The following is a 22,388-nucleotide window of genomic DNA, read 5'->3' as shown; positions in this document are numbered from 1 at the left end:
GATTCGCTCTGGCGTGCGATCGCTTGACAAACTATTAACACAAAAGCGCCGCAGGGATGGGCCATCACGCTCTGCGCAGGCTCAAAGCGGCGTGTCATATTGGAGCGTAATCGTTTTATAAACCGAATCGATAACGCCGCTTGTTTGTTTGATCGCGAGGCCGAACTGGAAAAACCGCTGCTTTTGGCGGCCCCGCGCAAAATTTATGAAAAGGCCTCCGTATGCGGCTTATTGCCCGTTTTCTCGGTTTCATCTTCGCGACCGCGGCGATTTTCTTCGTCGTGGCGGCTTGCGCCGCTGGACTGGTCATTTGGAATTTTGAGAAAGACCTTCCTGATTACACGCAGTTGAAGAACTACGAGCCAAAGGTCATGACGCGGGTTCACGCCGGCGACGGATCTCTCCTTGCCGAATATGCGCGCGAGCGGCGCCTTTACCTTCCGAGCGCGGCTATTCCGCCGCTCGTGAAGGACGCCTTCATATCCGCGGAAGACAAGAATTTTTATCATCACGCCGGCGTCGATCCGGAAGGTATTTTGCGCGCCACTCTGGTTCTCGTTCAGGGTGAAAAGCACGTGCAGGGCGCCTCGACGATCACGCAGCAGGTCGCCAAGAATTTCCTCCTGACCAACGAGCGGTCTTTCGAGCGTAAGATCAAGGAAGCGCTTCTGGCGTTCCGCATCGAAGGCGCCTATTCAAAGGAAAAAATTCTCGAGCTTTACCTGAATGAGATTTATCTTGGACTAGGCAATTACGGAGTCGCCGCCGCGGCTCTAAATTACTTTGGCAAGTCGGTCAACGAGCTGACCGTCGCGCAGGCTGCCTATCTCGCCGCTCTGCCCAAGGCCCCGAATAATTATCACCCCTTCCTCAAGCGTGAGCGGGCGATCGAACGGCGCAACTGGGTCATCGATCGGATGGTCGAAAACGGCTATGTATCGCGCGCCGACGGCGAGAAGGCCAAGACCGAGCCTTTGGGCGTCAATCCGCGCGTGCTCTCGCCGAACGCTCTGTCCGCCGGCTTCTTTGCCGAGGAAGTGCGCCGCGAATTGAATGACCGCTACGGCGAAAAGAAGCTTTACGAGGGCGGTCTTTCGGTCCGCACGACGCTTGATCCGAAGATGCAGCTGATGGCGCGCCGCGCGCTGGTCGACGGCCTCGTGCGTTATGATGAAGCGCATGGCTTCCGAGGCCCGATGCGTCATATCGACATCAGTCAGGATTGGGGCGTCGCCCTCGCCGACGTGCCGGCCCTCGGCGACGTCGGATCATGGCGGCTGGCCGTTGTCATCGACGCCAACGAGAATGGCGCGCGCATCGGCCTGCAGCCACGGCGAGAAAAATCGGGCGAAATCGAACGCGAACGCGAGCTTGCAACGCTCGCCAGCAACGTGGGCTTGCATTGGACGCGGGGCGTCGGCTCGCGATCCTCGCTGACCCCTGGCGACGTCATCTATGTCGATCCGGTCGACGGCAGACCCGGACAGTATCGCCTGCGTCAGATTCCAGAAGTCAGCGGCGCCATCATCGCGATGGATCCCTACACCGGCCGCGTGTTCGCCATGGTCGGAGGATTCTCCTTCGATCAGTCCGAGTTCAACCGAGCGACGCAGGCGCTGCGGCAGCCCGGTTCATCGTTCAAACCCTTCGTCTACGCGACCGCGCTCGACAATGGCTACACCCCGTCCTCGATCGTTCTCGACGCGCCGATCGAAATCGATCAGGGGGCGGGCCTTGGTGTTTGGCGGCCGGAAAACTTCGAAGGCAAGTCGAGCGGCCCGCATACCTTGCGCTATGGCGTCGAACATTCGATCAATCAGATGACCGTGCGCCTCGCCCGCGACGTCGGCATGCCATTGATTGCGGAATACGCCAAGCGGTTTGGCATCTATGATGATTTGCCGCCCTATCTGTCGATGTCGCTCGGCTCCGGCGAAACGACGCTTTTGCGCATGACCACCGCCTATTCGATGCTGGCCAATGGCGGCAAGCGGATCAAGCCGACGCTGATCGACCGCATCCAGGACCGCTGGGGCCACACGATCTATCGCCACGACGAGCGCATCTGCGAGGGCTGCGACGCGGATAAATGGGAAAATCAGCCTGAGCCGAAACTGATCGATAAGCGTGAGCAGGTGCTGGACCCCCTGACAGCCTATCAGATCACCTCGATCATGGAGGGCGTCATCCAGCGCGGGACGGGGCAGTCGATCAAGGCCGTCGGCAAGCACCTCGCCGGCAAAACCGGCACGACCAATGAGGCGAAGGATCTCTGGTTTGTCGGCTATTCGCCCGACCTTACGGTTGGCGTCTTCATGGGCTACGACCAGCCGCGGTCGCTTGGCGATTCCGCCCAAGCCGCGCAATATACGGCGCCAATCTTCCGCGACTTCATGACGATGGCGCTGAAAGACAAGCCCGATGTGCCATTCCGCGTGCCGCCGGGCATCAAACTGATCTCGGTCGACGCCAGAACAGGCATGCGCTCAAGCGGCTCTGGCACGATCCTTGAGGCGTTCAAGCCAGGCACGGCGCCACCTGACTCCTATGCAACGAGCGACGCCTCGCCGCGCGCGCAGTCCGTCAATCCGGACGCCGACCGCGTCGTCGGAACAGGGACGGGCGGGCTGTATTGAAAGTTGACATTCTACAATGGATGGCTGAATTCCTTCAGAATGTGACTTCCATAGACGAGTTAATTTTATGCCCATGCCGCGTGTTAGAACAAGAATAGCAGTTCTTTGTTTATTGGTAGGATTGATAGTCTGGTTTGGCATTTTCGATAGGTATACTCGTTCAACCCTCACCTTAAAATTTTTGGCGTCGCCTTATGGCCTAGTAATTAGCATTGTATTGCCGCTATCTGCGTGCATTGGAGTCCTAAGTTGGAGTAAAGTGTACTTTAAGAACACATTTGTATGCTTTGCGTTAGTATTTTTAGGATGCGGACTTGTTCTTGATTTTATGAATAGCCATTCCAATTACGATGCTCTGGTTGCAACCATTTTGTTTTTTTCCATGTCCTTTGGATTATATGAGTTATCTGACTATCTAATACGGTGGTGGCGCTTCTCAAAGTCTCCGCAAACGCAAAGCTAAACGCATCATACATCCCCGCCATTTACATCGCGGGTCCGCCACCCTATGTTCCCGCCATCTCGGGGCGCATGCGTCGCTCCCTCACCAGAAAGTTCTCAAAGACATGCGCGCCGAAGCTGAAGGGTTGGTTCAAGCCATCAAGCAATCCATGGGATTGCTGAGGAGGCATCTTTGACGTCGATGTCGCTCATCGCCGCCTTGCTGAACTGAACGCCAAGGTCGAAGATCCAAATCTTTGGAACGACGCTGAGGCCGCGCAGAAAATCATGCGCGAGCGGACCGAACTCGAAGACCGGCTCGGCTCGATCAGGCGCTTCGACAACGAACTCGAAGACGCCGTCACGCTTGTCGAACTCGCCGAGGCGGAAGAAGATTCCGCTACCGAAAAGGAGGCGATCGACCAGCTGAAAAGCCTCAAAGTCGAGGCCGAGCGGCGCCAGATCGAGGCGCTTTTATCGGGCGAGGTCGATTCGAACGACACCTATGTCGAAGTTCACGCGGGAGCCGGGGGCACCGAGAGTTGCGACTGGGCGCGCATGCTGTTTCGCATGTATGCGCGCTGGGCCGAGCGCCACAAGTTCAAGGTCGAGATCATCGAAGAGACGGCGGGCGATGAAGCGGGCCTCAAATCTGGCACGCTTCTGGTCAAGGGCCATAACGCTCATGGCTGGGCCAAGACCGAATCCGGCGTGCATCGGCTCGTGCGCATCTCGCCGTTCGATTCCAACGCTCGGCGGCATACGAGCTTCGCCTCCGTGTGGGTCTATCCCGTCATCGACGACAAGATCGACATCGATGTCAAGGAAAGCGATTGCCGCATCGACACCTATCGCTCATCTGGCGCCGGCGGCCAGCACATCAACACGACCGATTCCGCTGTGCGCATCACCCATATTCCATCCGGTATCGTCGTCGCCTGTCAGGGCGAACGCTCGCAACACAAGAACAAGGCGACCGCCTGGAACATGTTGCGCGCGAGACTTTATGAGCAGGAATTGGAGCGTCGCGAGGCGGCCGCCAACGCCACTGAAGCATCAAAGACCGAAATCGGCTGGGGACATCAGATCCGCTCCTATGTGCTGCAGCCCTACCAGTTGGTGAAAGACCTCCGCACGGGCGCAACGTCCGGAACGCCAGATGATGTGCTGGACGGCGACCTAGATCCCTTCATGGAGGCGGCGCTGGCGCAGAAGCTCTCCGGAGGAGCCCCAATCGCGATGGAAGACGTCGATTAGATCCGGTCACAAAAATCTGCGCGCATTCATGTATTTTGATGCATGAATCCCAAGATCAAGGCTGCAAACATGCCCGCCGCGAGAGAACGAATTTTCAACGTGCCGGGAGTGGTCCTCGGGCTCGTCGCGATCCTCGTGATCATCCAGGCGCTCTGCGATCTGGTTTCGCCGCTGGCGCACTTCAAAATTCTCGCGCTCTTCGCCTTCGTGCCGGGGCGCTTCACTTTCGCCTTCAATCCCGACCTCGTCACAGCCGCCTTGAACGCGACGGCCGGGGGAGACGAAGACGCTTCGCAATTGGCGGTGTTCTTCCTCGGAGACGGCCGGCCACTCTGGTGGACCCCGCTCACTTACGCCTTCCTGCATGGCGGCTGGGCCCATGTCGGCACGAACAGCCTCTGGCTCGTTGCTTTCGGCTCCGCCGTGGCGCGTCGATTCGGGAATGGCCGGTTTCTGATGTTTTGCGCCGTCTGCGCCGTCGCGGGAGCGTTGACGCAGTTCCTCACGCATATGGCGGATTTGCAGCCAGTCGTCGGCGCCTCCGCCGTAGTGTCCGGCGCTATGGCGGCGGTGGTGCGCTTTGCGTTCCAACCAGGCGCGCCGCTCGGGTCCGCCTTCAGCTTCGTGGAACGCGGCGACCACACCTATCGGCTGCCGGCGCTTCCGCTGAGAGAGATCTTCTCCAACCGCAACGCGGTCATTTTTCTCATACTCTGGTTTTTCGCGAACTTCCTGTCGGGGGTCTTTCCGCAGACAATGGGCATGCCCGGCGCATCGATCGCCTGGGAAGCTCACATCGGCGGTTTTCTCGCCGGATTATTGGGGTTTCGGTGGTTCGATCCGCCGCCGCCTATCGCCCGGGACAAGCTGCCGCCCGTCAGCCCGTTCTAGTCAATGTACGCGCTCGAGCCGCCTCTTTCGCCAGATTCGGAAAAGATGCTCGGAGCTAATCTCAGCTCAATAGGCGCCGCGCTCGGGGTTTTACGCTTCGCTTGAATGTCGCGACGATTTCAAGATGCGGCGAGTAGCGAAACTGATCGACCGGCAGAACACGCTCCAGCGCATAGCCGCCTGAGCAAAGGATAGCGGCGTCGCGCGCGAAAGTTTGCGCATTGCAGGACACTGCCACGATGACCGGAACGCGGGACTTGGCGATTGCGCGCGCCTGAAGTTCGGCCCCTGCGCGCGGAGGATCGAAGATGACGGCGTCGAAAGGCGCTAATTCCTCGGCGCTCAGAGGGCGTCGAAACAGATTGCGCGTCTCGATCGTGACTGGCCGCAAGGCTGCGCTGCGCGCGGCCTTGGCGAGGGCGTCGAGCGCCGGCTCATCGGCGTCGATCGCGTGGACTGGCGCGAACGCCGCGAGCCGCAGCGAAAACGTGCCGACGCCGGCAAAAAGATCAGCGATCCGGCTCGCTCCTGTCAGCGCGGCGCAGACCTCTTCTGCGAGCGCCGCTTCGCCTGCTTCCGTCGCCTGCAAAAACGCGCCGGGCGGAACGGCGACCATCGCTTTGCCCATGAGGACGACAGGCGGGCGCTGCACGGTGACGATCGCGCCATGGTTTGAAAGGCGCGCGAGATCGTGGCGCAAGGCGAATCTCACGAGCCGTTGCGTCTCGTCTTCGTTCAGCGGCCCGTGGCCCTTGAGATCGACGTCGAGGCCTGATGCTGTCGCCGTCATCAAAATGTCGAGCGGCCTGCCGGAGGCGGCGAGCATTTGCGCCAACGCCCGCGCAATCTGTGGCGCCTCCTGCAGTGACGGGGCGAGTACAGGGCAGCCTTCGATCTCGACGATTTTGTGCGCTCGCGCCTCCATGAAGCCCGTTATTGCGCGGCCGGACGCGTCGGTGCGGGCGTGAAATGTTGCGCGGCGTCGGCCCGCTCCATGCGCATCCCTAAGCGGCTCAGCTTTGGCTTTGATCCCGGCCTGCCGCATTGCGTCCGCCAGCAGGCCTTGCTTCCATTGCGCATAGGGCTGCTCGGCCAGCGTTTGCACGGCGCAGCCGCCGCAGGCCGAAAAGTAGCGACAGATGGGTCGAATGCGGTCGGGGCTCGCAGTCCTGATTTCGACGAGCTTACCGCGCGAGCCATCCACTTCGGCGATGATGGTTTCGCCAGGCAGGGCGTAGGGCACGAAGACCGTTCCGTCCGGGCCGCGCGAGAGGCCTTCGCCACGCTGCCCAAGCCCCTCGATTTGAAGCCGCGCATTGAAACTGATCATCGCCGACTGGCGCCGATGAGAAATTCGCGATTGCCGTCGCCGCCTTCGATCGGGGAGGGAATGAGTCCTTCGACGCGCCAGCCGAGCGATTGGACCAGATCTTTGATCCGGGCGCAGACCTCCTCATGCACGGCTCTGTCCTTGACGAGGCCTTTGACGAGGTGCGCGCGGCCGGCTTCGAATTGCGGTTTGATCAAAGCGATGAGCTTGGCGTCGGCCGCCGCCAGCCGGGCGACCGCCGGAAGCACGAGCGCCAGCGAAATGAAGCTCACATCGATCGCGACGAGCCGCGGCAGGCGGGGCAGGGCGTTTGCTTCGAGGCTTCTCACATCGGTCGCCTCGCGCGACTCGACGCGTGGATCGCGTGCGATTTCGGCGCGCAACTGGCCACGCCCGACATCGACGGCGAAAACATGCGCTGCGCCACGGGTCAGAAGGACATGGGTGAAGCCCCCGGTCGAGGCGCCGACGTCCAGACACGCGAGGCCAGAGGGATCGAAGCGGAAGGCGTCAAGCGCCGCGGCGAGTTTGACACCGCCGCGCGACACCCAGGGGTATGGCGCCGAAGCTTCGACATGAGCGCCCGCGTCGACCGGCTCGGAGGCTTTGCGCAGTGTTTTGCCATCGACGCTGACCCGGCCAGCTGCAATCGCCTCCTGCGCTTTGGCGCGGCTGTCGAACAGTTTTCGCTCGACAAGGGCGACGTCCGCGCGCGGACGTGCGCCAGCCGTCGCTCCGCTTTTGGGCTTTTGTTTCATCGGACGGAGTTCAAGGGATCTTCATCCGCTTTGCTCGGAAGCTTTGGTTCAGGACGCATGCGGCGATTCCGCCTCCGCATCCTCGCGAGAGTCTTGCTGGCGCACCAGCCAATAAACACAACCCAGCGACAAGGCCGCAAAAGCAAGAGCGGCGATGGTCATGGGAGCGGTCTCCGTCAGGTCGATAATGATGAATTTTCGAGCCAGGGCGAGGAGAGCGATCAAGATCACGGTCCGCAGTTGAACGATGCTCCTTTTGCGGTGGAGGATGCTGAGGATCGTGTGGTTGAACTCCATGGCGATCAGCACTGTCATGATCATGCCGAAAATGCTCTGGAAGACGGTGTGATCAACCGGCTCCAGACCCTTGAGGTAAAGGTCCCTCGCCACGGCCCAGATGAGATCGATGACGGCGATGATGATGACAGCGCCGGTGAGGGCGGTGAGGATCAGGGCGATCGCCTGCTCGAACCAGCCGTAAAGACCAAGGCTATCCCAATTCTCCGCGGTTTCCTCAAACAGCCGGAAACGCCGCGCCCGTGGCCCGCGTTCATTCGGAGCGATATGTTCGATCATGGCCTACAGGACCTGATGGCTGCGGCGGCGGCAACCTGCATCCGCTCGCGGCGAGCATACGACCCGATTCAGCAGGCCGCCAAGCGCGAAAAGGTCGCCAGCCTTACGCAATCCGGCTCTTTAATGCGTCGCTTTCGCGGCCAAGGGTCGAAAGCACTTTGGCGACCACCGCCTTGGCGTCGAGACCTGCCTGCGCATAAAGTTTTTCCGGCTTGTCATGATCCTGGAAAACGTCGGGCAGCACCATCGAGCGAAATTTGAGCGGGCGCGAACCGGCGCCGTCGAGAACGCCTTCGTCGGTGAGCTTCTGGGCCACGAATGAGCCGAACCCGCCGACGGAGCCTTCCTCGATCGTGATCAGCACCTCATGATTGGCCGCGAGCCGCATCAGGAGATCGACATCCAGCGGCTTGGCGAAACGCGCATCGGCGACGGTCGTCGAGACGCCATAGCCGGCAAGATCTTCGGCGGCTTTCAGAACCTCGGCGAGGCGCGCGCCGAAGGAAAGAATGGCGACCTTATTGCCTTCGCGCACGATGCGGCCACGGCCGATCTCCAGCGGCTTTCCCTCAACCGGCATCTCGACGCCGACGCCTTCGCCGCGCGGATAGCGTAACGCGATGGGCCCGGCGTCATAGGCCGCGGCGGTTGCGACCATATGGACGAGTTCGGCTTCGTCGGCTGCCGCCATAACGACGATATTCGGCACGATGCCGAGGAAGGCGACGTCAAACGAACCCGCATGCGTCGCGCCGTCCGCCCCAACGAGGCCAGCGCGGTCGATCGCGAAACGCACGGGGAGATTTTGGATCGCGACGTCATGCACGACCTGATCATAACCGCGCTGGAGAAAGGTCGAGTAGAGCGCGCAGAAGGGCTTGTAGCCTTCGCTCGCGAGGCCGGCCGCGAAAGTCACCGCATGCTGCTCCGCGATGCCGACATCGAAGGTGCGATCAGGAAAGGATTTTTGGAAAATATCGAGTCCTGTGCCGCTCGGCATGGCAGCCGTGATCGCCACGATCTTGTCGTCCTTTGCCGCCTCCTTGACTAGGGCCTCCGCAAAGACATTCGTGTAGACGGGCGCGTTGGGTTTCGGCTTGACCTGTTTGCCGGTCACCACGTCGAACATATTGACCGCGTGGTATTTGTCCTTCGTCGCTTCGGCTGGAGCGTAGCCCTTGCCCTTTTGCGTCACGACATGCACGAGGATCGGTCCGGTCTCTTTGAAATCGCGGACGTTTTTCAAGACGGGCAGCATCTGGTCAAGGTTATGGCCGTCGATAGGCCCGACGTAATAAATCCCAAGCTCCTCGAACATGGTGCCGCCGGCCCAGAAATTGCGCGCGAATTCCTCGGTCTTGCGCGCCCTGTCGTAGACAAAGCGCGGCAGCAGCCTTCCCAGCTGTTTCACTGCCTCGCGGACGGAACGATAGGCGCCGCCCGACACGAGGCGGGCCAAATAGGCGGAGAGCGCTCCCGCCGGCGGAGCGATCGACATTTCATTGTCGTTCAGAATGATGATGAGGCGCGAATGCATCGCGCCGGCATTGTTCATGGCCTCATAGGCCATTCCCGCCGACATTGCGCCGTCGCCGATCACCGCTATGACGTTGCCGTTCTTGCCGGATAGGGTGTTGGCCACGGCCATGCCGAGCCCGGCCGAGATTGATGTCGAGGAATGGGCCGCCCCAAAAGGATCATATTCGCTTTCAGAGCGTCTGGTGAAACCGGAGAGTCCGCCGCCGCGACGCAGCGTCCTGATGCGCTCGCGCCGGCCGGTGAGGATTTTGTGAGGATAGGCTTGATGACCGACGTCCCAGATCAACCGATCCTGCGGCGTATCGAACACATAATGCAGGGCGACCGTCAGTTCGACGACGCCAAGACCTGCTCCAAGATGGCCGCCGGTCACCGAAACGGCGCTAATCGTCTCCTCACGCAGTTCCTTGGCGACTTGCGCGAGCTCCGACTCGGGAAGCCGCCGCAGATCGGCAGGCGAATGGATTGTATCGAGCAGGGGAGTTGTCGAAGAAGTCGTCACGCACGCCTCATAAATTATGCGAACTCTTTAAATTGCCGCGGGTTTCCGGCTAAAACCGAAGCCGAAAGCCGCACCCTTAAAGAAAAGCGAAAATCCATTCAATGCGGCAAAAACCGCCCTTTTGATCTTGCCAACCCCTCCAAAAGATGAATAACCAACAATTTTTGGCGTCGCAACGCGAACTCGCCTCCGGGGAACATTTCATCAACAGGCGCGGCCTTTGGGTCACAGTTCTCCCGCGGCGCAACTTACCTCTTTTGCAAGCGCGGCGCTGATGCGCACGGTTGAACGGCCGGGCGAGGCGTCGAACCGCTCAAACAGAGCGGCGATGTCGCGCCTCCCTTCATTTTGCAGCATCAGCTGAACCGGCCTTAGGATAAGGTTTTTCGCGGCGCCGTCGTAAAACCGTTAAGGTCCGCTTTGTCCCCCGGCGTCGGCGCGCGGCGCGCGCGTCGGACAATCGGACGGCGTGCAGCGCGTGGCTTTTACAGAGGAGCCCAGATGGCCAAATGGGTGTATACGTTCGGCGATGGTCGCGCTGAAGGGTCAAGCGCCATGCGCGATCTTTTAGGCGGGAAGGGCGCTGATCTAGCGGAGATGGCGAATCTTGGCCTGCCGGTTCCGCCTGGCTTCACGATCACAACCGACGTTTGCACCTATTTCTACGAAAACCAGAAGCGCTTTCCGTCTGAGCTCGCGGCCGACGTCGAGGCCTCTCTCGCGCATATCGGCAAGCTGACCGGCAAGACGTTCGGCGATGAAGAGGCGCCGCTGCTTGTCTCGGTCCGGTCCGGCGCGAGAGCGTCGATGCCCGGCATGATGGATACGGTCTTGAATCTCGGCCTCAATGACTTCACCGTCAGAGCCCTCGCGAAAAGCGCGGGGGATGAGCGTTTCGCCTTCGATTCCTATCGCCGGTTTATCCAGATGTATTCCAATGTCGTGCTCGGCATTGGCCATCACCATTTTGAAGACGCGCTGGAATCCTACAAAGAGGCCAGGGGCGTCTCGCTCGACACGGAGCTCCGCGCGGAGGATTGGCAAAAGCTCGTCGTCGCATTCAAGGCGACGGTCGAGGAAGAGAGCGGAAAGCCCTTTCCGCAAAGCGCGCAAGAGCAGCTCTGGGGCGCAATCGCCGCAGTGTTCGGGTCATGGCTGACCCCGCGCGCCATCATCTACCGGCGCATCCATGGCATTCCGTCCGATTGGGGCACCGCCGTCAATGTACAGGCGATGGTGTTCGGCAATATGGGACCAACGTCCGCGACAGGCGTCGCCTTCACCCGCAATCCTTCGACGGGCGCGAAGGAGCTTTATGGCGAATTCCTGATCAATGCGCAGGGAGAAGACGTCGTCTCTGGCATTAGAACGCCGCAGAATATCACCGAGACCGCCCGCCTCGCCGCCGGTTCCGGCAAGCCTTCGATGGAAACGGCGATGCCCGTTGTCTTCGCCGAATTCGTGCGGACGACGGAACTGCTCGAACGTCACTACCGGGACATGCAGGATATGGAGTTCACCGTTGAAAACGGCAAACTCTGGATGCTGCAGACCCGCAGCGGGAAGCGCACGAGTCTCGCGGCGCTGCGCATCGCCGTCGATATGACGTGCGAGGGTCTGATCAGCAAGGAGGAAGCGATCAATCGGATCGATCCGGCTTCGCTCGATCAGCTGCTGCATCCGGCGATCAGCCCGCACGCCTCGCGCAATGTCATCGCTGCCGGACTGCCGGCGTCGCCTGGAGCCGCGAGCGGCGAGATCGTGTTTTCAGCCGATGAGGCCGAGCAGCTGAGGAACATGGGCCGCAAGGTCGTCCTCGTGCGCATAGAGACATGCCCCGACGACATTCATGGCATGCACGCCGCGGAAGGCATTCTGACGACGCGGGGCGGCATGACCTCCCACGCGGCGGTGGTCGCGCGCGGCATGGGAAAACCTTGCGTCACGGGCGCCGCGACGATCCGGGTCGATTACGCCAAAGCCACAATGTCCGCGGCGGGGGTGGTCTTGAGGAAGGGCGACATGCTGACCATCGACGGCGCCACGGGCCAGGTGATTCAAGGCTCTATCCGCATGAGCCGGCCTGAATTGACGGGCGAATTCGCGATCCTGATGAAGTGGGCGGACGAAGCGCGGCGGATGGAGGTGCGCGCCAATGCAGAGACGCCGCAAGACGCTCGCGCCGCGCGGAAATTTGGCGCAGAAGGCATTGGCCTCTGCCGGACGGAGCATATGTTTTTCGAGGGTGACAGGCTGACCGCCGTGCGCGAGATGATCCTCGCCGACGATCCGCGCGGAAGGCGCGCCGCGCTCGACAAACTGCTGCCGATGCAGCGCAGCGATTTCATCGAGCTGTTCGGGATCATGGCCGGACTGCCGGTGACAATCCGGCTGCTTGACCCGCCGCTGCATGAATTCCTGCCGCACGCGCCGCAGGAAATCGAGCAGCTCGCCGTCGCGCTCGGACTCTCGTCAGAGAAAATTCTACGGCGCCTCAGCGAGCTCAAAGAAGTCAACCCGATGCTTGGCTTTCGGGGCTCGCGGCTGACGATCGCCTATCCGGAAATCACTGAGATGCAGGCGCGCGCCATCTTCGAGGCCGCCGTCGAGGTCAAACACCGGACGGGCGCCCTGGTGCGGCCCGAGATCATGGCGCCGCTGATCATCGCCAAGCATGAATTCGATCTCGTCAAGGCGAGGGTGGACGCAATCGCCAAAGCCGTCGAGACTGAATCGGGACAGACCATTCCCTATACGGTCGGCACGATGATCGAAACGCCGCGCGCCTGCCTGCGCGCCGGCGAGATCGCTGCGACGGCCGAATTTTTTTCGTTCGGAACCAATGATCTGACCCAGACTTGCCTGGCCTTGTCGCGCGACGACGCCGGCTCGTTTCTCGGGCCCTATGTCAGCTCCGGCATTCTGGCGGCCGACCCCTTCGTCACAATCGACAGGGAAGGCGTCGGCGAACTCGTCGCCATCGCCGCTCAACGAAGCCGCGCGACGCGACCGGAGATCAAGCTCGGCATTTGCGGTGAACATGGGGGCGATCCGGCCTCCATCGAATTCTGTGAAAAGCTGGCGCTGGATTACGTGTCCTGCTCGCCTTTCCGCGTGCCGATCGCAAGGCTGGCGGCGGCGCAAGCGGCGATTGCGCTGAAGAAATCGCCGGCGGTTCGAGACGCAAGCCACGCTGCGCCGCCGCAGGACAAGGCCGAGCCGTTCTCAGTTTAGCTCAGCGTTTCGAACCATTGATCCAGAAAATCCCGATGCAAGTAGAACCAGTCCAGCGGGAAACCCTCGCGGATCAGGAAATATTTGTTGGCGACAAGCAGTTGGTCAAGCTCGGCGGAAGGTCTCTCGACGCCGATGCAGTTGAATTTCCATTTATCGAAGGGAAACGCCTGTAGAATTTCAAATTCGGCCCCTTCGACGTCGAAACTGAAGTAGTCGATCGTGCTTGGAGCGTTCCATTTCGTCAGCAAATCATCGAGCGTGATTGTCTCGACAAGATAACTCTTTTGAATCGTACCGAAGGAGGGAGGCTGGAAGCCCGATCCGGCGTCATCAATATCCTCCATGACGGACAAAAGCGTATTTCCAGTGGCCGCGTCAGGATTGATCGCCACCTGGCCATTATCCTGTACTTCCAACATACGAACCGTTTTGCGGCTGCCGGCGATGGTCGCCCGTTCACAGTTCGCTTTCGGGCGATTTTTGATCATGGAATCAAAGGCGTCGGTCGGCTCGACGAGTATGCCCGACCAATCAAAAAAAGTTTCCAGAACCAGCGTGTTGGAAAGATACCGACCGTCGCCGCCGCCAATTTCAAGAAAAAATCCTTGTCTCTTTCGGCGAAAAATCTTCTCTACTACAAACCGATCCTGACCACATTGGCTGACCCAATGAATTGGAGGGCGACGCCGTTTGATGAAAGCCAGCAACTTTTCCGCCGCGAGATCTAAAATCTGTCTATATTTCAAAGCCATCATACCATCGGTCACGCTTGCGGGCACCGGAGGGGTGGGAAGCGCCTGGAACGTCGATGGCCCGGCTTGATCCGAATTCAACGGACCCGCGGAGGTATTTTTGAGTCGATCTGATTCCATGAGGGCGAAAGGCCTACTTCTGATAAAGCGATTTTCAACGCCAAATATTGACGCGATCGGATATCCGCATGCAATTTAATATTGTGACGCCTGTGCTTAACGGAGAGCAATTCATCAATGAAACTATCTTGAGCGTGGTGACTCAAGCGGGTCCATTCTCGGTGCGGTATCATCTGCAAGACGGCGGATCAACGGATTCAACGATCAAATTATTGGCGGCGTGGCAAGCCCGCCTTGCAAATGACTTTCCAATCAATTGCAAAGGCATCGAATTTTCTTTTGTCAGCGAAGGTGATCGTGGTCTCTATGACGCCGTGAACCGCGGCTTCGCCGCCTGCGGCAATGCGGATGCGATGAGCTGGATCAATGCCGACGACCGCCTGGAGCCGGGAGCTTTGGCTACCGTCGCGCGGGTATTCGAGACTAATCCGGACGTCGATTGGGTGACGGGACGTCCGACGGTCATCGCCGAAGGGGGCGAGGTGTTGCACATGTCACCGATCATAGCCTTCCCGCGAAAAGCAGTGGCCGCCGGAATCTTCGACGGCCGTTTCGCTCGACCTTTCATCCAGCAGGAAGGCACGTTCTGGCGCCCGAAGCTATGGGACGAGGTCGGCGGCCTCAACGCCAAATTCCGTTTGGCCGGCGATTTCGACCTGTGGCGGCGCTTCGCAAAGCGCGCCGATCTCGTGATCATAGACGCAATTTTAGGGTGCTTTCGGATGCGATCCGGACAGCTCTCGGAAAATCGGGTCTCTTATCACGCCGAAATCGACGCTTCGATGCAACCGGCCGAGAAGGAGTTGCGCAGCAGAGCCTCCCGTCTGTACCGGGCGCGCCGATTTTCATATCCGGTCATATTTTGGCGTGACGGCAGATGGATGCGGGAATGCTGGCCCATGGCCGTCATGCCCTGTTTTGGCGGCAAGGGCTTTGGAATGGAGCATTGGCGTCTGCGGATCTCGGGACTGTTATTCGGCGGCGGTTTACCCGACTGAGGATAGAGCCTCAGGCATGGAACGGCTTCGCGGCAGACCCAACAGGCGCTCCAGCAGCCTGCGGTCCTGGAGAAGCGCCATGCGCTCTTTCGGTTTCAGCCAGGACAGAGCTTCATCAAATGTCTCCGCCTGGTTGACCTTTGCTTCGGCGAGCGCCCATTCCGGCGATATGTCGCCGGTTCTGCGGCTTTGTCCGCCCGGGAGCCAAGCGACGTGAAGCGCCCAGAATTTCGCGTCGTCTGAAAGCGCGGCCAGCCGAGACCCGTCTTCGGCGGACTCGCCCTCGATCTGTTGCGCCAGATCATTGGCGCGGGCGACCAGCGGCGGCTTCGATTGCTCCTCCGGAGTCAAAAGCAGGCCGGCCCGGCGGAACGCAAGGCCAACGTTCAAAAGTCCCGTCGACCAGGACAAGAAAATCGCCAATATGAGGCCGAAAATCGTCGGCGACATCCAGGCGACGAGAGACGGAGAGATCAGGAACCCGGCGATCAGGGTGATGACGCCCATGGCGACGTGGGAGCGGTGACGCCTGACGATCGCCTTGAAGGGAATGGAGCCGTCATCGCGCCGTTGCGGATCCCAGCCCGTGTCGAAGCCAAACACGAAATGCATGACGTGACCCGCCTGAATCAGCATCATGCTGGGCGCCAGCAGGGCTGACATGATGATCTCAAAGAGCGTCGAGAGCACGAGCCTCACGGCCCCGCCGCTGCCGCGCCGGGTGCGGCCCTGGATAAGGGCGAGCAGCAGGCCGAAAAACTTCGGCAGCAGCAGTATCGTCATGGTCAGCGCAAAGAGGCTGAGAGACCGCGCGGCGTCGAACCGCGGCCACGCCGGAAACAGAGTGAATTCGCTGGTGAAATACTCAGGACGGATGTAGCTCGCCTGAAGCACCAGCATGATGCCGACGAACAGTTGCAGCATCCACAGCGGCGACGACACATAGGCCATGATGCCGGTGACGAAATGCTGTCGCGACGCGAGACGAAATCCTTTCGCTGGCAGCACGCGCAGATGCTGAAGATTGCCCTGGCACCAGCGCCGGTCGCGCGCGGAGAGATCGATGAGAGAAGGAGGGCTCTCCTCGAAACTGCCGCCCAGCGTCGGCAGCATGTACACAGCGTATCCGGCGCGCAGGATCAAGGCCGCTTCGACGAAATCATGACTGAGGATATGACCGCCGAAGGGAGGCCGCCCGCGGAGCGCCGGCAAGCCGCAATGGGCGGCGAAAGCCGTGGTGCGGATGATGGCATTGTGGCCCCAATAATTGCCTTCGCGCCCCATCCAGACGGATACGCCGGCGGCGATCACGGGGCCATAGATCCTGGCCGCGAATTGCTGAACGCGGGCGAAAAGGGTGTTGCGATTGATGATGAGCGGCAGCGTTTGAATGATCCCCGAGTCGGGATCATCCTCCATCGCCGCGGCGAGCGCGACAATAGACCGGCCGGTCATCAGGCTGTCGGCGTCGAGAACGACCATATGCTCATAGCGGCCGCCCCAGCGGGTGACAAAATCCTCGATGTTGCCGGCTTTCCGGTTGGTGTTTTTCGGCCGGTGCCGGTAATAGATCTGCCCCGTCAGGCCGAGCCTTTGCCGGAGGGAGATAAACGCCTGCTCCTCGGCGAGGAATACGTCGGGATCGGTGGTGTCCGACAGGAAGAACCAGTCGAAAGAGGCTCCGACCCCTGAGGTTTCGACATCCTCGTACATCGCCTGCAGGGCGCTGAATATGCGCGCCGGCGCCTCATTGTAGATCGGCATGACGATCGCCGTGCGCTCACGCAAGGAGGCCGGAAGAGCGGGCGGCTTGGGGGCGAGAAACAATAGCCAGAAGAAGCCGGCGATCGCATTGGTGAAAGCGAGCGCGATCCAGGAAAAGGTGGCGACGAAGAGGATCACCAGCGCCCACTCGAGCAGCGTCACCCCGCCGACGGCGACGACTTCGTACATTTCGTAGGCGCCATAGGCCGTCAGCGCGAAACCGCCGCCGAAGATGAACAGTCGCGCCAGCAGCACGCCCGCCCACGGGGAGCGCCTGGTCTGTTTGCGCCGGCTCGCGGGATCGAATTCCGACAGGCTCTGCGTCGGCATCTCCAGCGGCGCTTCCGGCGGCATGCAGGGAAATAGAGAGCCGACGGACAATTCCGTCACGCGCGGCTGCCGCAACGCCGCTTCGGCCTTGGTCAGGGCGTCCATCGGTAAATCCATGTCTCGCTGATTGGCTTTTGATGCGACTCGAGGACGAGGCGCAGCTCGGAAAAGGTTTCGCCGCCGGGATCGAGTTCAAACAAAACCCTGTAGGTCATCTTGTCCGCAGACATGAACGTTCGAACCGAAACGATGGATCCGGGCGAGGCGCTCAAATTCGGCCAGATGTCTTCCGGGCTTTTGATCTGACTCAAAGCTTCGCCGGAAAATTCGACCAGAAAGCGGCGCCGTTTCGCGCTTGAGCCTCGCCCTGAGCGCGACAGCGAGACGGTTGCAAGCGGCGGACGTTCCGGCGGAACCTTGCACCAGAACTGCCTGTAGGCGAAAGAGATGTCGCTCCCGGCGTTTAGCGGCTGCTTCGGCCGCCAATAAGCGATGATATTGTCGTTCACATCGGATTCAGACGGAATCTCTATGAGTTGCACGCCTCCGAAGGACCAGTCGCCAATCGGCTCGATCCACAGGGACGGGCGGTTCTCCCAGTGCTGATCGTCATCTTGATAGTGATCGAAGTCGCGATCGCGTTGCAGGAAACCGAATCCGCGCGGGTTTTCATCAATGAAGGTCGAGATTTGCAGCGTGGCCGGATTCGAAACCGGACGCCAAAGCCATTCGCCCTTTCCGGTGAGCATTTGCAGGCCATCTATTTCGCCGACCTCCGGACGAAGATCGTCGAGCCTTGTCTTATCGATCGAGCCCGACAGATGGGTCGCGCTCATCGTGGCGATGCCGTAATGGTCGAGGGCGGCGCGCGCGAATAAAGTACATTCTGTGTCAATGATTGTCGCCTCGCCCGGATGCACGGTGAAGCGATAGGCGCCGCTCACGCTTTCCGAATCGATGATGGCGTGGATGACGAGCGTATTGCCGGCCAGTGTCGGGCGCTCGATCCAGACGCTCCTGATCGCCGGAAATTCCTCGCCGCGCGGATCCGCCGTCTTGATCGAGAGGGCGCGCGCCATCGTGCCGGGCTCCTGGCCACGAGCCACCGCGCGAAAAAAACTCGCCCCCTGGAAGGTCGCCAGCTCGAAGAAGCCGCCGTGCTCCAGCGGCGCCAGCACGCGAAACCCGGAAAACCCGATGTCCCCGAGGTTGGCGGGCGGCGTCACCTTGCCAAAATCGAACAGGGCGGCGTCATACGCCAGACGGCGGGCCTGGCCGTCGGCGACGAGATTGATCTGCATCGGCGTCGAAAAGGCGAAGCCGCGATGCAAGGGCTCAAGGGCGAAGCCGATATTGTCATTGGCCCAGATCGTCGCGCTCGGGCGCAGATGGATCGAGACATACTGATCATAGGTCAAGGTCTTGAACGCGTCTGGGAGATCTTGCGGCAGGGCTTTATAGGGCTGTTTCGCGAGGGCTCTTGCGGCGTCCGTCACCATCGCGGGATCGAACGGCGTCGGCGCTCCCAAAGGGAAGCCCGTGGAAGGAGGCGAAGCGGCATCAGCGTAGGCGCCCGTCTCGACCGCTCCCGCCAAGGCGCCGAGCGCAAGTCTCAAAACGTCCCGCCGATGGACCATGAACCTGTCTGTCAGGCGCCGAGCGCGCCGATGCTTGAAGGAGTAAGGAAAGCAGCTTTATACCGCATATTGGGGCGGCGATAAGATGCTGTCCGATCTTTTGTCTGGGTTTTTTGTGCGCCGCATCTTTATAGTTAAAACACGAGGAATGCATTGGATGGGTCGCACCGAAGGGTCGCGGCCGTATCCCAGGGGACGTTCGCCTCATGGCTCTTGCTTCTAACCGAAACTCCGCCGCAAGCTTTCCAGGCCGGACTTGCCTCGCCGTCATTCTTGCCGCCGGCGATGGAACGCGCATGCGCTCCACACGTCCCAAAGCGCTGCATAAGGTTGCGGGACGGTCCATGGTGGGCCATGTCCTTTCGGCGGTCGTTGAAGCCGAAGCCGACCGTATCGTCGTGGTCGTTGCGCCAACTCACGGCGCAATCGAAGCCGAGGCTAAGACGATCGCACGCGACGCCGAGGCCGTCATCCAGACCGAGCGGCGCGGCACCGCCCACGCCGTGCTCGCCGCGCGCGAGGCGATCGCCTTCGGCTACGACGACATACTCGTCGCCTTCGCGGACACACCCCTTGTGCGGCCAGAGACGTTCGCGCTGATGCGCAAGGCGCTGGCTGACGGCGAAAGCGCGATCGTCGCTTTAGGGTTCGAGGCGAAGGATCCGACAGGCTATGGCCGGCTGATCTTGAAGGACGGCGGCCTGGAGGCGATCCGCGAGGAGCGCGACGCGAGCGCTGAAGAGCGCAAGCTGACGACTTGCAACGCCGGGCTGATGGGCGTTTCCGGCCGCCACGCCCTGGACCTCATCGAGGCCATTGGCTGCGAAAATAGCCAAAAAGAATATTATCTGACGGATATCGTCGCGATAGCGCGGGAAAGAAAGCTTGCCGCCTGCGCGCTGATCGTCTCCGAGGAGGAGGTGCTCGGCGTCAACGATCGCACGCAGCTCGCGGCGGCCGAAGCGTTATTTCAAGCGCGGCTGCGCGAGAGCGCGCTGGATGCGGGAGTCACCCTCGTTGATCCTTCGAGCGTCACTCTCGCTTTCGATACGGCGCTCGCGCAGGACGTCACCATCGAGCCCAATGTCGTGTTCGGTCCGGGGGTCGCGGTCGGCGCCGGCGCCGTCATCCGTTCTTTCTCGCATGTCGAGGGGGCGACGATCGGAGAAAATGCGACCATCGGGCCTTTTGCGCGTCTGAGGCCCGGCGCCACGCTGATGCGGGACGTTCACATCGGAAATTTCGTGGAAGTCAAGGCGTCCGAGGTCGGCGCTGGCGCAAAAATCAATCATTTGAGCTATATCGGCGACGCCAGCATAGGCGCTAAAACGAATATTGGCGCCGGAACGATCACCTGTAATTACGATGGATTCGGCAAGTTCCGGACCGAGATCGGCGAGGGCGCATTCATCGGTTCGCACACGTCGTTGGTCGCGCCCGTCAAAATCGGCGACGGCGCTTACATCGGCACGGGCTCTGTCATCACGAAGGATGTTTCCGCTGATTCCCTGGTGATTGCGCGGGAGCGCCAGATCGAAAAGCCGGGCTGGGCCATAGGCTTTCGTGAAAAAAACAGGAAGTAACGAGGGCGCCTTTAAAAGCGCTTAAAGTTGGCTAGCTAGGCCAAAGCTGCGGCGCTCGGATGTTCCGCGGTTGGGTCAGGAGAGATTCATGTGCGGCATCGTTGGCATATTGGGGCGTGGGGCTGTCGCGGGCTCGCTTCTTGACGCGCTAAGGCGGCTCGAATACCGCGGCTATGATTCCGCCGGAATCGCCACTCTCGAAGCCGGCCATCTGACGAGGCGACGCGCCAGCGGCAAACTCAGGAATCTGGAGCTGCGTCTGGCGCAGGAGCCTCTCGGCGGCGCCGTCGGGATAGGCCACACGCGCTGGGCGACGCACGGGAAGGCGACGGAAAACAACGCCCATCCGCACGCCAGTGCGAAGGTCGCCGTCGTGCATAACGGCATTATCGAGAACTTCCGCCAATTGCGTGACGAATTGCGCGCCAAGGGCCACATATTCTCGTCCGACACAGATTCGGAAGTCATCGCCCACCTCGTGACGCAGGGCCTCAACGAGGGATTCGCGCCGGTCGACGCGGTCGCCGCCAGCCTGCCGCGCCTCAAAGGCGCCTTCGCTTTCGCCATGATTTTCGAAGGCGAGGAAAACCTTTTGGTCGGCGCCAGCAAGGGCGCTCCCCTTGCAGTGGGCTTTGGCGAAGGAGAGCGCAGCGGCGAGATGTTCCTTGGCTCGGACGCGCTGGCGCTGGCGCCTTTCACCGACACGATCGCCTATCTCGAGGATGGCGATTTCGTCGCGCTGATGCACGAAGCCGCTTCCTTCAAGGACGCGGCGGGGCTGCCCGTCGAACGGCGCAGGATCAAGACGCCGGCCTCGGCTTTCCTGATCGACAAAGGCAACCACCGCCATTTCATGGCGAAGGAAATTTATGAGCAGCCCGAGGTCGTCGGACGCACGCTCGCGCACTATCTCGACATGTCCGCGGGGCGCGTCGCGCTGCCTTTCGATCTGCCTGTCGACGCGGCGCGCCTGTCGCGCCTGACGATCTGCGGTTGCGGCACCGCTTATATCGCGGGACTGATGGCGAAATATTGGTTCGAGCGTTTCGCCCTGCTGCCGGTCGAGGTCGAGATCGCCTCGGAATTTCGCTATCGCGATCCGCCGCTCGACGCCGGCGGCCTGACGATACTCGTCTCGCAATCAGGCGAAACCGCCGACACGCTCGCCGCATTGCGCTGCGCCAAGGCGAAAGGGCAAAAGGTCCTCTCGATCGTCAATGTCGCGAGCTCCACCATGGCGCGCGAAAGCGACGTCGTGGCGCCAACGCTCGCAGGCCCAGAAATAGGTGTCGCATCGACGAAAGCCTTCACCTGCCAGTTGGCTGTTTTCGCGGCGCTGGCGCTCGCCATCGGACGCGCCCGAGGAGCCATCGACGGCGAGACCGAAGCGCGGCTTGTCAGCGATCTCATGGCGATCCCGGGGCTGATGGCGCAGGCGCTGAAATGCGAGAGCGCGGTCGAGGCTTTGGCGCGCGACATAGCCAAAGTGCGCGACGTGCTCTACCTCGGCCGCGGCACGTCCTATCCGCTCGCCCTCGAGGGAGCGCTAAAGCTCAAGGAGATCTCCTATATTCATGCGGAAGGCTATGCCGCCGGCGAACTCAAACATGGGCCCATCGCGCTGGTCGACGGCGACATGCCAGTGATTGTCATCGCACCCACGGACGCGGTGATCGAAAAAACGGTTTCCAACATGCAGGAGGTGGCAGCGAGGGGAGGGCGCCTCATCCTTATCGGCGACGAGGCTCTGTCACATGATTTCGCCGGCGAAGCCGCGGCGTCGATCGTCATGCCGAACGTCGCGCCCGACTTCGCGGCCTTGATCTACGCCGTGCCGATCCAATTGATCGCCTACCATACGGCGGTGGTCATGGGTAAGGACGCGGACCAGCCGCGCAACCTCGCCAAAAGCGTGACGGTGGAGTAAGCGCGCAGACGCCCGCTTCCCTCGCCCCAAAATTCACCGGCGGCGGACACCGGCCTAACGCCGGTCGCCGGCGCTCTTCCAAGAACGCAAGGCGCCCCGCCGCACGGGCG

14 protein-coding genes are annotated in these 22,388 nt (G+C 60.9%); 7 read left to right on the top strand and 7 right to left on the bottom strand.

Going from position 1 to position 22,388, the window contains the following annotated elements:
* The first annotated feature begins 221 nt into the window (after nucleotides 1–221).
* From SIN04_RS07280 to SIN04_RS07270, 3 genes are all read left to right on the top strand, one after another.
* A complete protein-coding gene (locus SIN04_RS07280) occupies nucleotides 222–2,636 on the top strand; it encodes a penicillin-binding protein 1A (RefSeq protein ID WP_134487888.1) in 2,415 nt (804 codons plus the stop codon).
* A gap of 566 nt (nucleotides 2,637–3,202) precedes the next feature.
* A protein-coding gene (gene prfB / locus SIN04_RS07275) for a peptide chain release factor 2 (RefSeq protein ID WP_134487885.1) occupies nucleotides 3,203–4,334 on the top strand; the annotation gives its coding sequence in 2 pieces (ribosomal slippage) (nucleotides 3,203–3,271 and nucleotides 3,273–4,334; 1,131 coding nt in all).
* Nucleotides 4,335–4,403: 69 nt separating this feature from the next.
* Complete coding sequence (locus SIN04_RS07270) at nucleotides 4,404–5,225, top strand: rhomboid family intramembrane serine protease (protein ID WP_134487882.1); 822 nt, start codon at nucleotides 4,404–4,406, stop codon at nucleotides 5,223–5,225.
* 61 nt (nucleotides 5,226–5,286) lie between these two features.
* On the opposite strand, the gene SIN04_RS07265 is transcribed toward SIN04_RS07270, so the two are convergent.
* The 4 genes from SIN04_RS07265 to dxs all read right to left on the bottom strand — a co-directional run bounded on the left by SIN04_RS07265 (nucleotide 5,287) and on the right by dxs (nucleotide 9,930).
* A complete protein-coding gene (locus SIN04_RS07265; protein ID WP_134487879.1) occupies nucleotides 5,287–6,555 on the bottom strand; it encodes a class I SAM-dependent RNA methyltransferase in 1,269 nt (422 codons plus the stop codon).
* Nucleotides 6,552–7,313 (bottom strand): TlyA family RNA methyltransferase, encoded by a 762-nt coding sequence (locus SIN04_RS07260; RefSeq protein ID WP_134487876.1) that lies wholly within the window; start codon nucleotides 7,311–7,313, stop codon nucleotides 6,552–6,554. The genes SIN04_RS07265 and SIN04_RS07260 overlap by 4 nt, the downstream gene beginning before the upstream one ends.
* 48 nt (nucleotides 7,314–7,361) lie before the next feature.
* Nucleotides 7,362–7,889 (bottom strand): phosphate-starvation-inducible PsiE family protein, encoded by a 528-nt coding sequence (locus tag SIN04_RS07255; protein WP_134487873.1) that lies wholly within the window; start codon nucleotides 7,887–7,889, stop codon nucleotides 7,362–7,364.
* Between the two features lie 103 nt (nucleotides 7,890–7,992).
* On the bottom strand, nucleotides 7,993–9,930 hold the full coding sequence (gene dxs / locus SIN04_RS07250; RefSeq protein WP_134487870.1) for a 1-deoxy-D-xylulose-5-phosphate synthase: 1,938 nt from the start codon (nucleotides 9,928–9,930) through the stop codon (nucleotides 7,993–7,995).
* 501 nt (nucleotides 9,931–10,431) lie between these two features.
* On the opposite strand from dxs, the gene ppdK reads away from it, so the two are divergent.
* On the top strand, nucleotides 10,432–13,164 hold the full coding sequence (gene ppdK / locus SIN04_RS07245) for a pyruvate, phosphate dikinase (RefSeq protein ID WP_134487867.1): 2,733 nt from the start codon (nucleotides 10,432–10,434) through the stop codon (nucleotides 13,162–13,164).
* Here the strand turns inward: ppdK and SIN04_RS07240 are convergent.
* Entirely contained in the window at nucleotides 13,161–14,039 is an 879-nt protein-coding gene (locus SIN04_RS07240) for an FkbM family methyltransferase (RefSeq protein ID WP_134487864.1), read from the bottom strand. The two genes, ppdK and SIN04_RS07240, sit on opposite strands and share 4 nt — an antisense overlap.
* A 68-nt stretch (nucleotides 14,040–14,107) precedes the next feature.
* Between SIN04_RS07240 and SIN04_RS07235 the strand changes: the two genes are divergently transcribed.
* The gene (locus SIN04_RS07235) at nucleotides 14,108–15,037 is read left to right on the top strand and encodes a glycosyltransferase (protein WP_134487861.1); all 930 of its coding nucleotides are present in this window, start codon (nucleotides 14,108–14,110) and stop codon (nucleotides 15,035–15,037) included.
* Here SIN04_RS07235 and mdoH read toward each other — a convergent pair.
* Both mdoH and SIN04_RS07225 read right to left on the bottom strand, forming a co-directional pair.
* Nucleotides 15,026–17,236, bottom strand: a complete 2,211-nt coding sequence (gene mdoH, locus SIN04_RS07230) for a glucans biosynthesis glucosyltransferase MdoH (RefSeq protein ID WP_341264325.1) — start codon at nucleotides 17,234–17,236, stop codon at nucleotides 15,026–15,028. The two genes, SIN04_RS07235 and mdoH, sit on opposite strands and share 12 nt — an antisense overlap.
* Nucleotides 17,224–18,768, bottom strand: a complete 1,545-nt coding sequence (locus SIN04_RS07225) for a glucan biosynthesis protein (protein WP_134487856.1) — start codon at nucleotides 18,766–18,768, stop codon at nucleotides 17,224–17,226. Before SIN04_RS07225 ends, mdoH begins: the two co-directional genes overlap by 13 nt.
* 206 nt (nucleotides 18,769–18,974) lie before the next feature.
* On the opposite strand from SIN04_RS07225, the gene glmU reads away from it, so the two are divergent.
* Both glmU and glmS read left to right on the top strand, forming a co-directional pair.
* Nucleotides 18,975–20,351, top strand: a complete 1,377-nt coding sequence (gene glmU, locus SIN04_RS07220; RefSeq protein ID WP_341264324.1) for a bifunctional UDP-N-acetylglucosamine diphosphorylase/glucosamine-1-phosphate N-acetyltransferase GlmU — start codon at nucleotides 18,975–18,977, stop codon at nucleotides 20,349–20,351.
* Between the two features lie 88 nt (nucleotides 20,352–20,439).
* Nucleotides 20,440–22,278: a glutamine--fructose-6-phosphate transaminase (isomerizing) gene (glmS, locus tag SIN04_RS07215; protein WP_341264323.1), complete on the top strand. Its 1,839-nt coding sequence runs from the start codon at nucleotides 20,440–20,442 to the stop codon at nucleotides 22,276–22,278.
* The last annotated feature ends 110 nt before the right edge of the window (nucleotides 22,279–22,388 follow it).

It is taken from the genome of Methylocella tundrae (assembly GCF_038024855.1).
GTDB classification, from domain to species: Bacteria; Pseudomonadota; Alphaproteobacteria; order Rhizobiales; family Beijerinckiaceae; genus Methylocapsa; species Methylocapsa tundrae.
The sequence above is the reverse complement of the archived record's forward strand: the minus strand, read 5'-3'. Positions and strand labels throughout refer to the sequence as shown.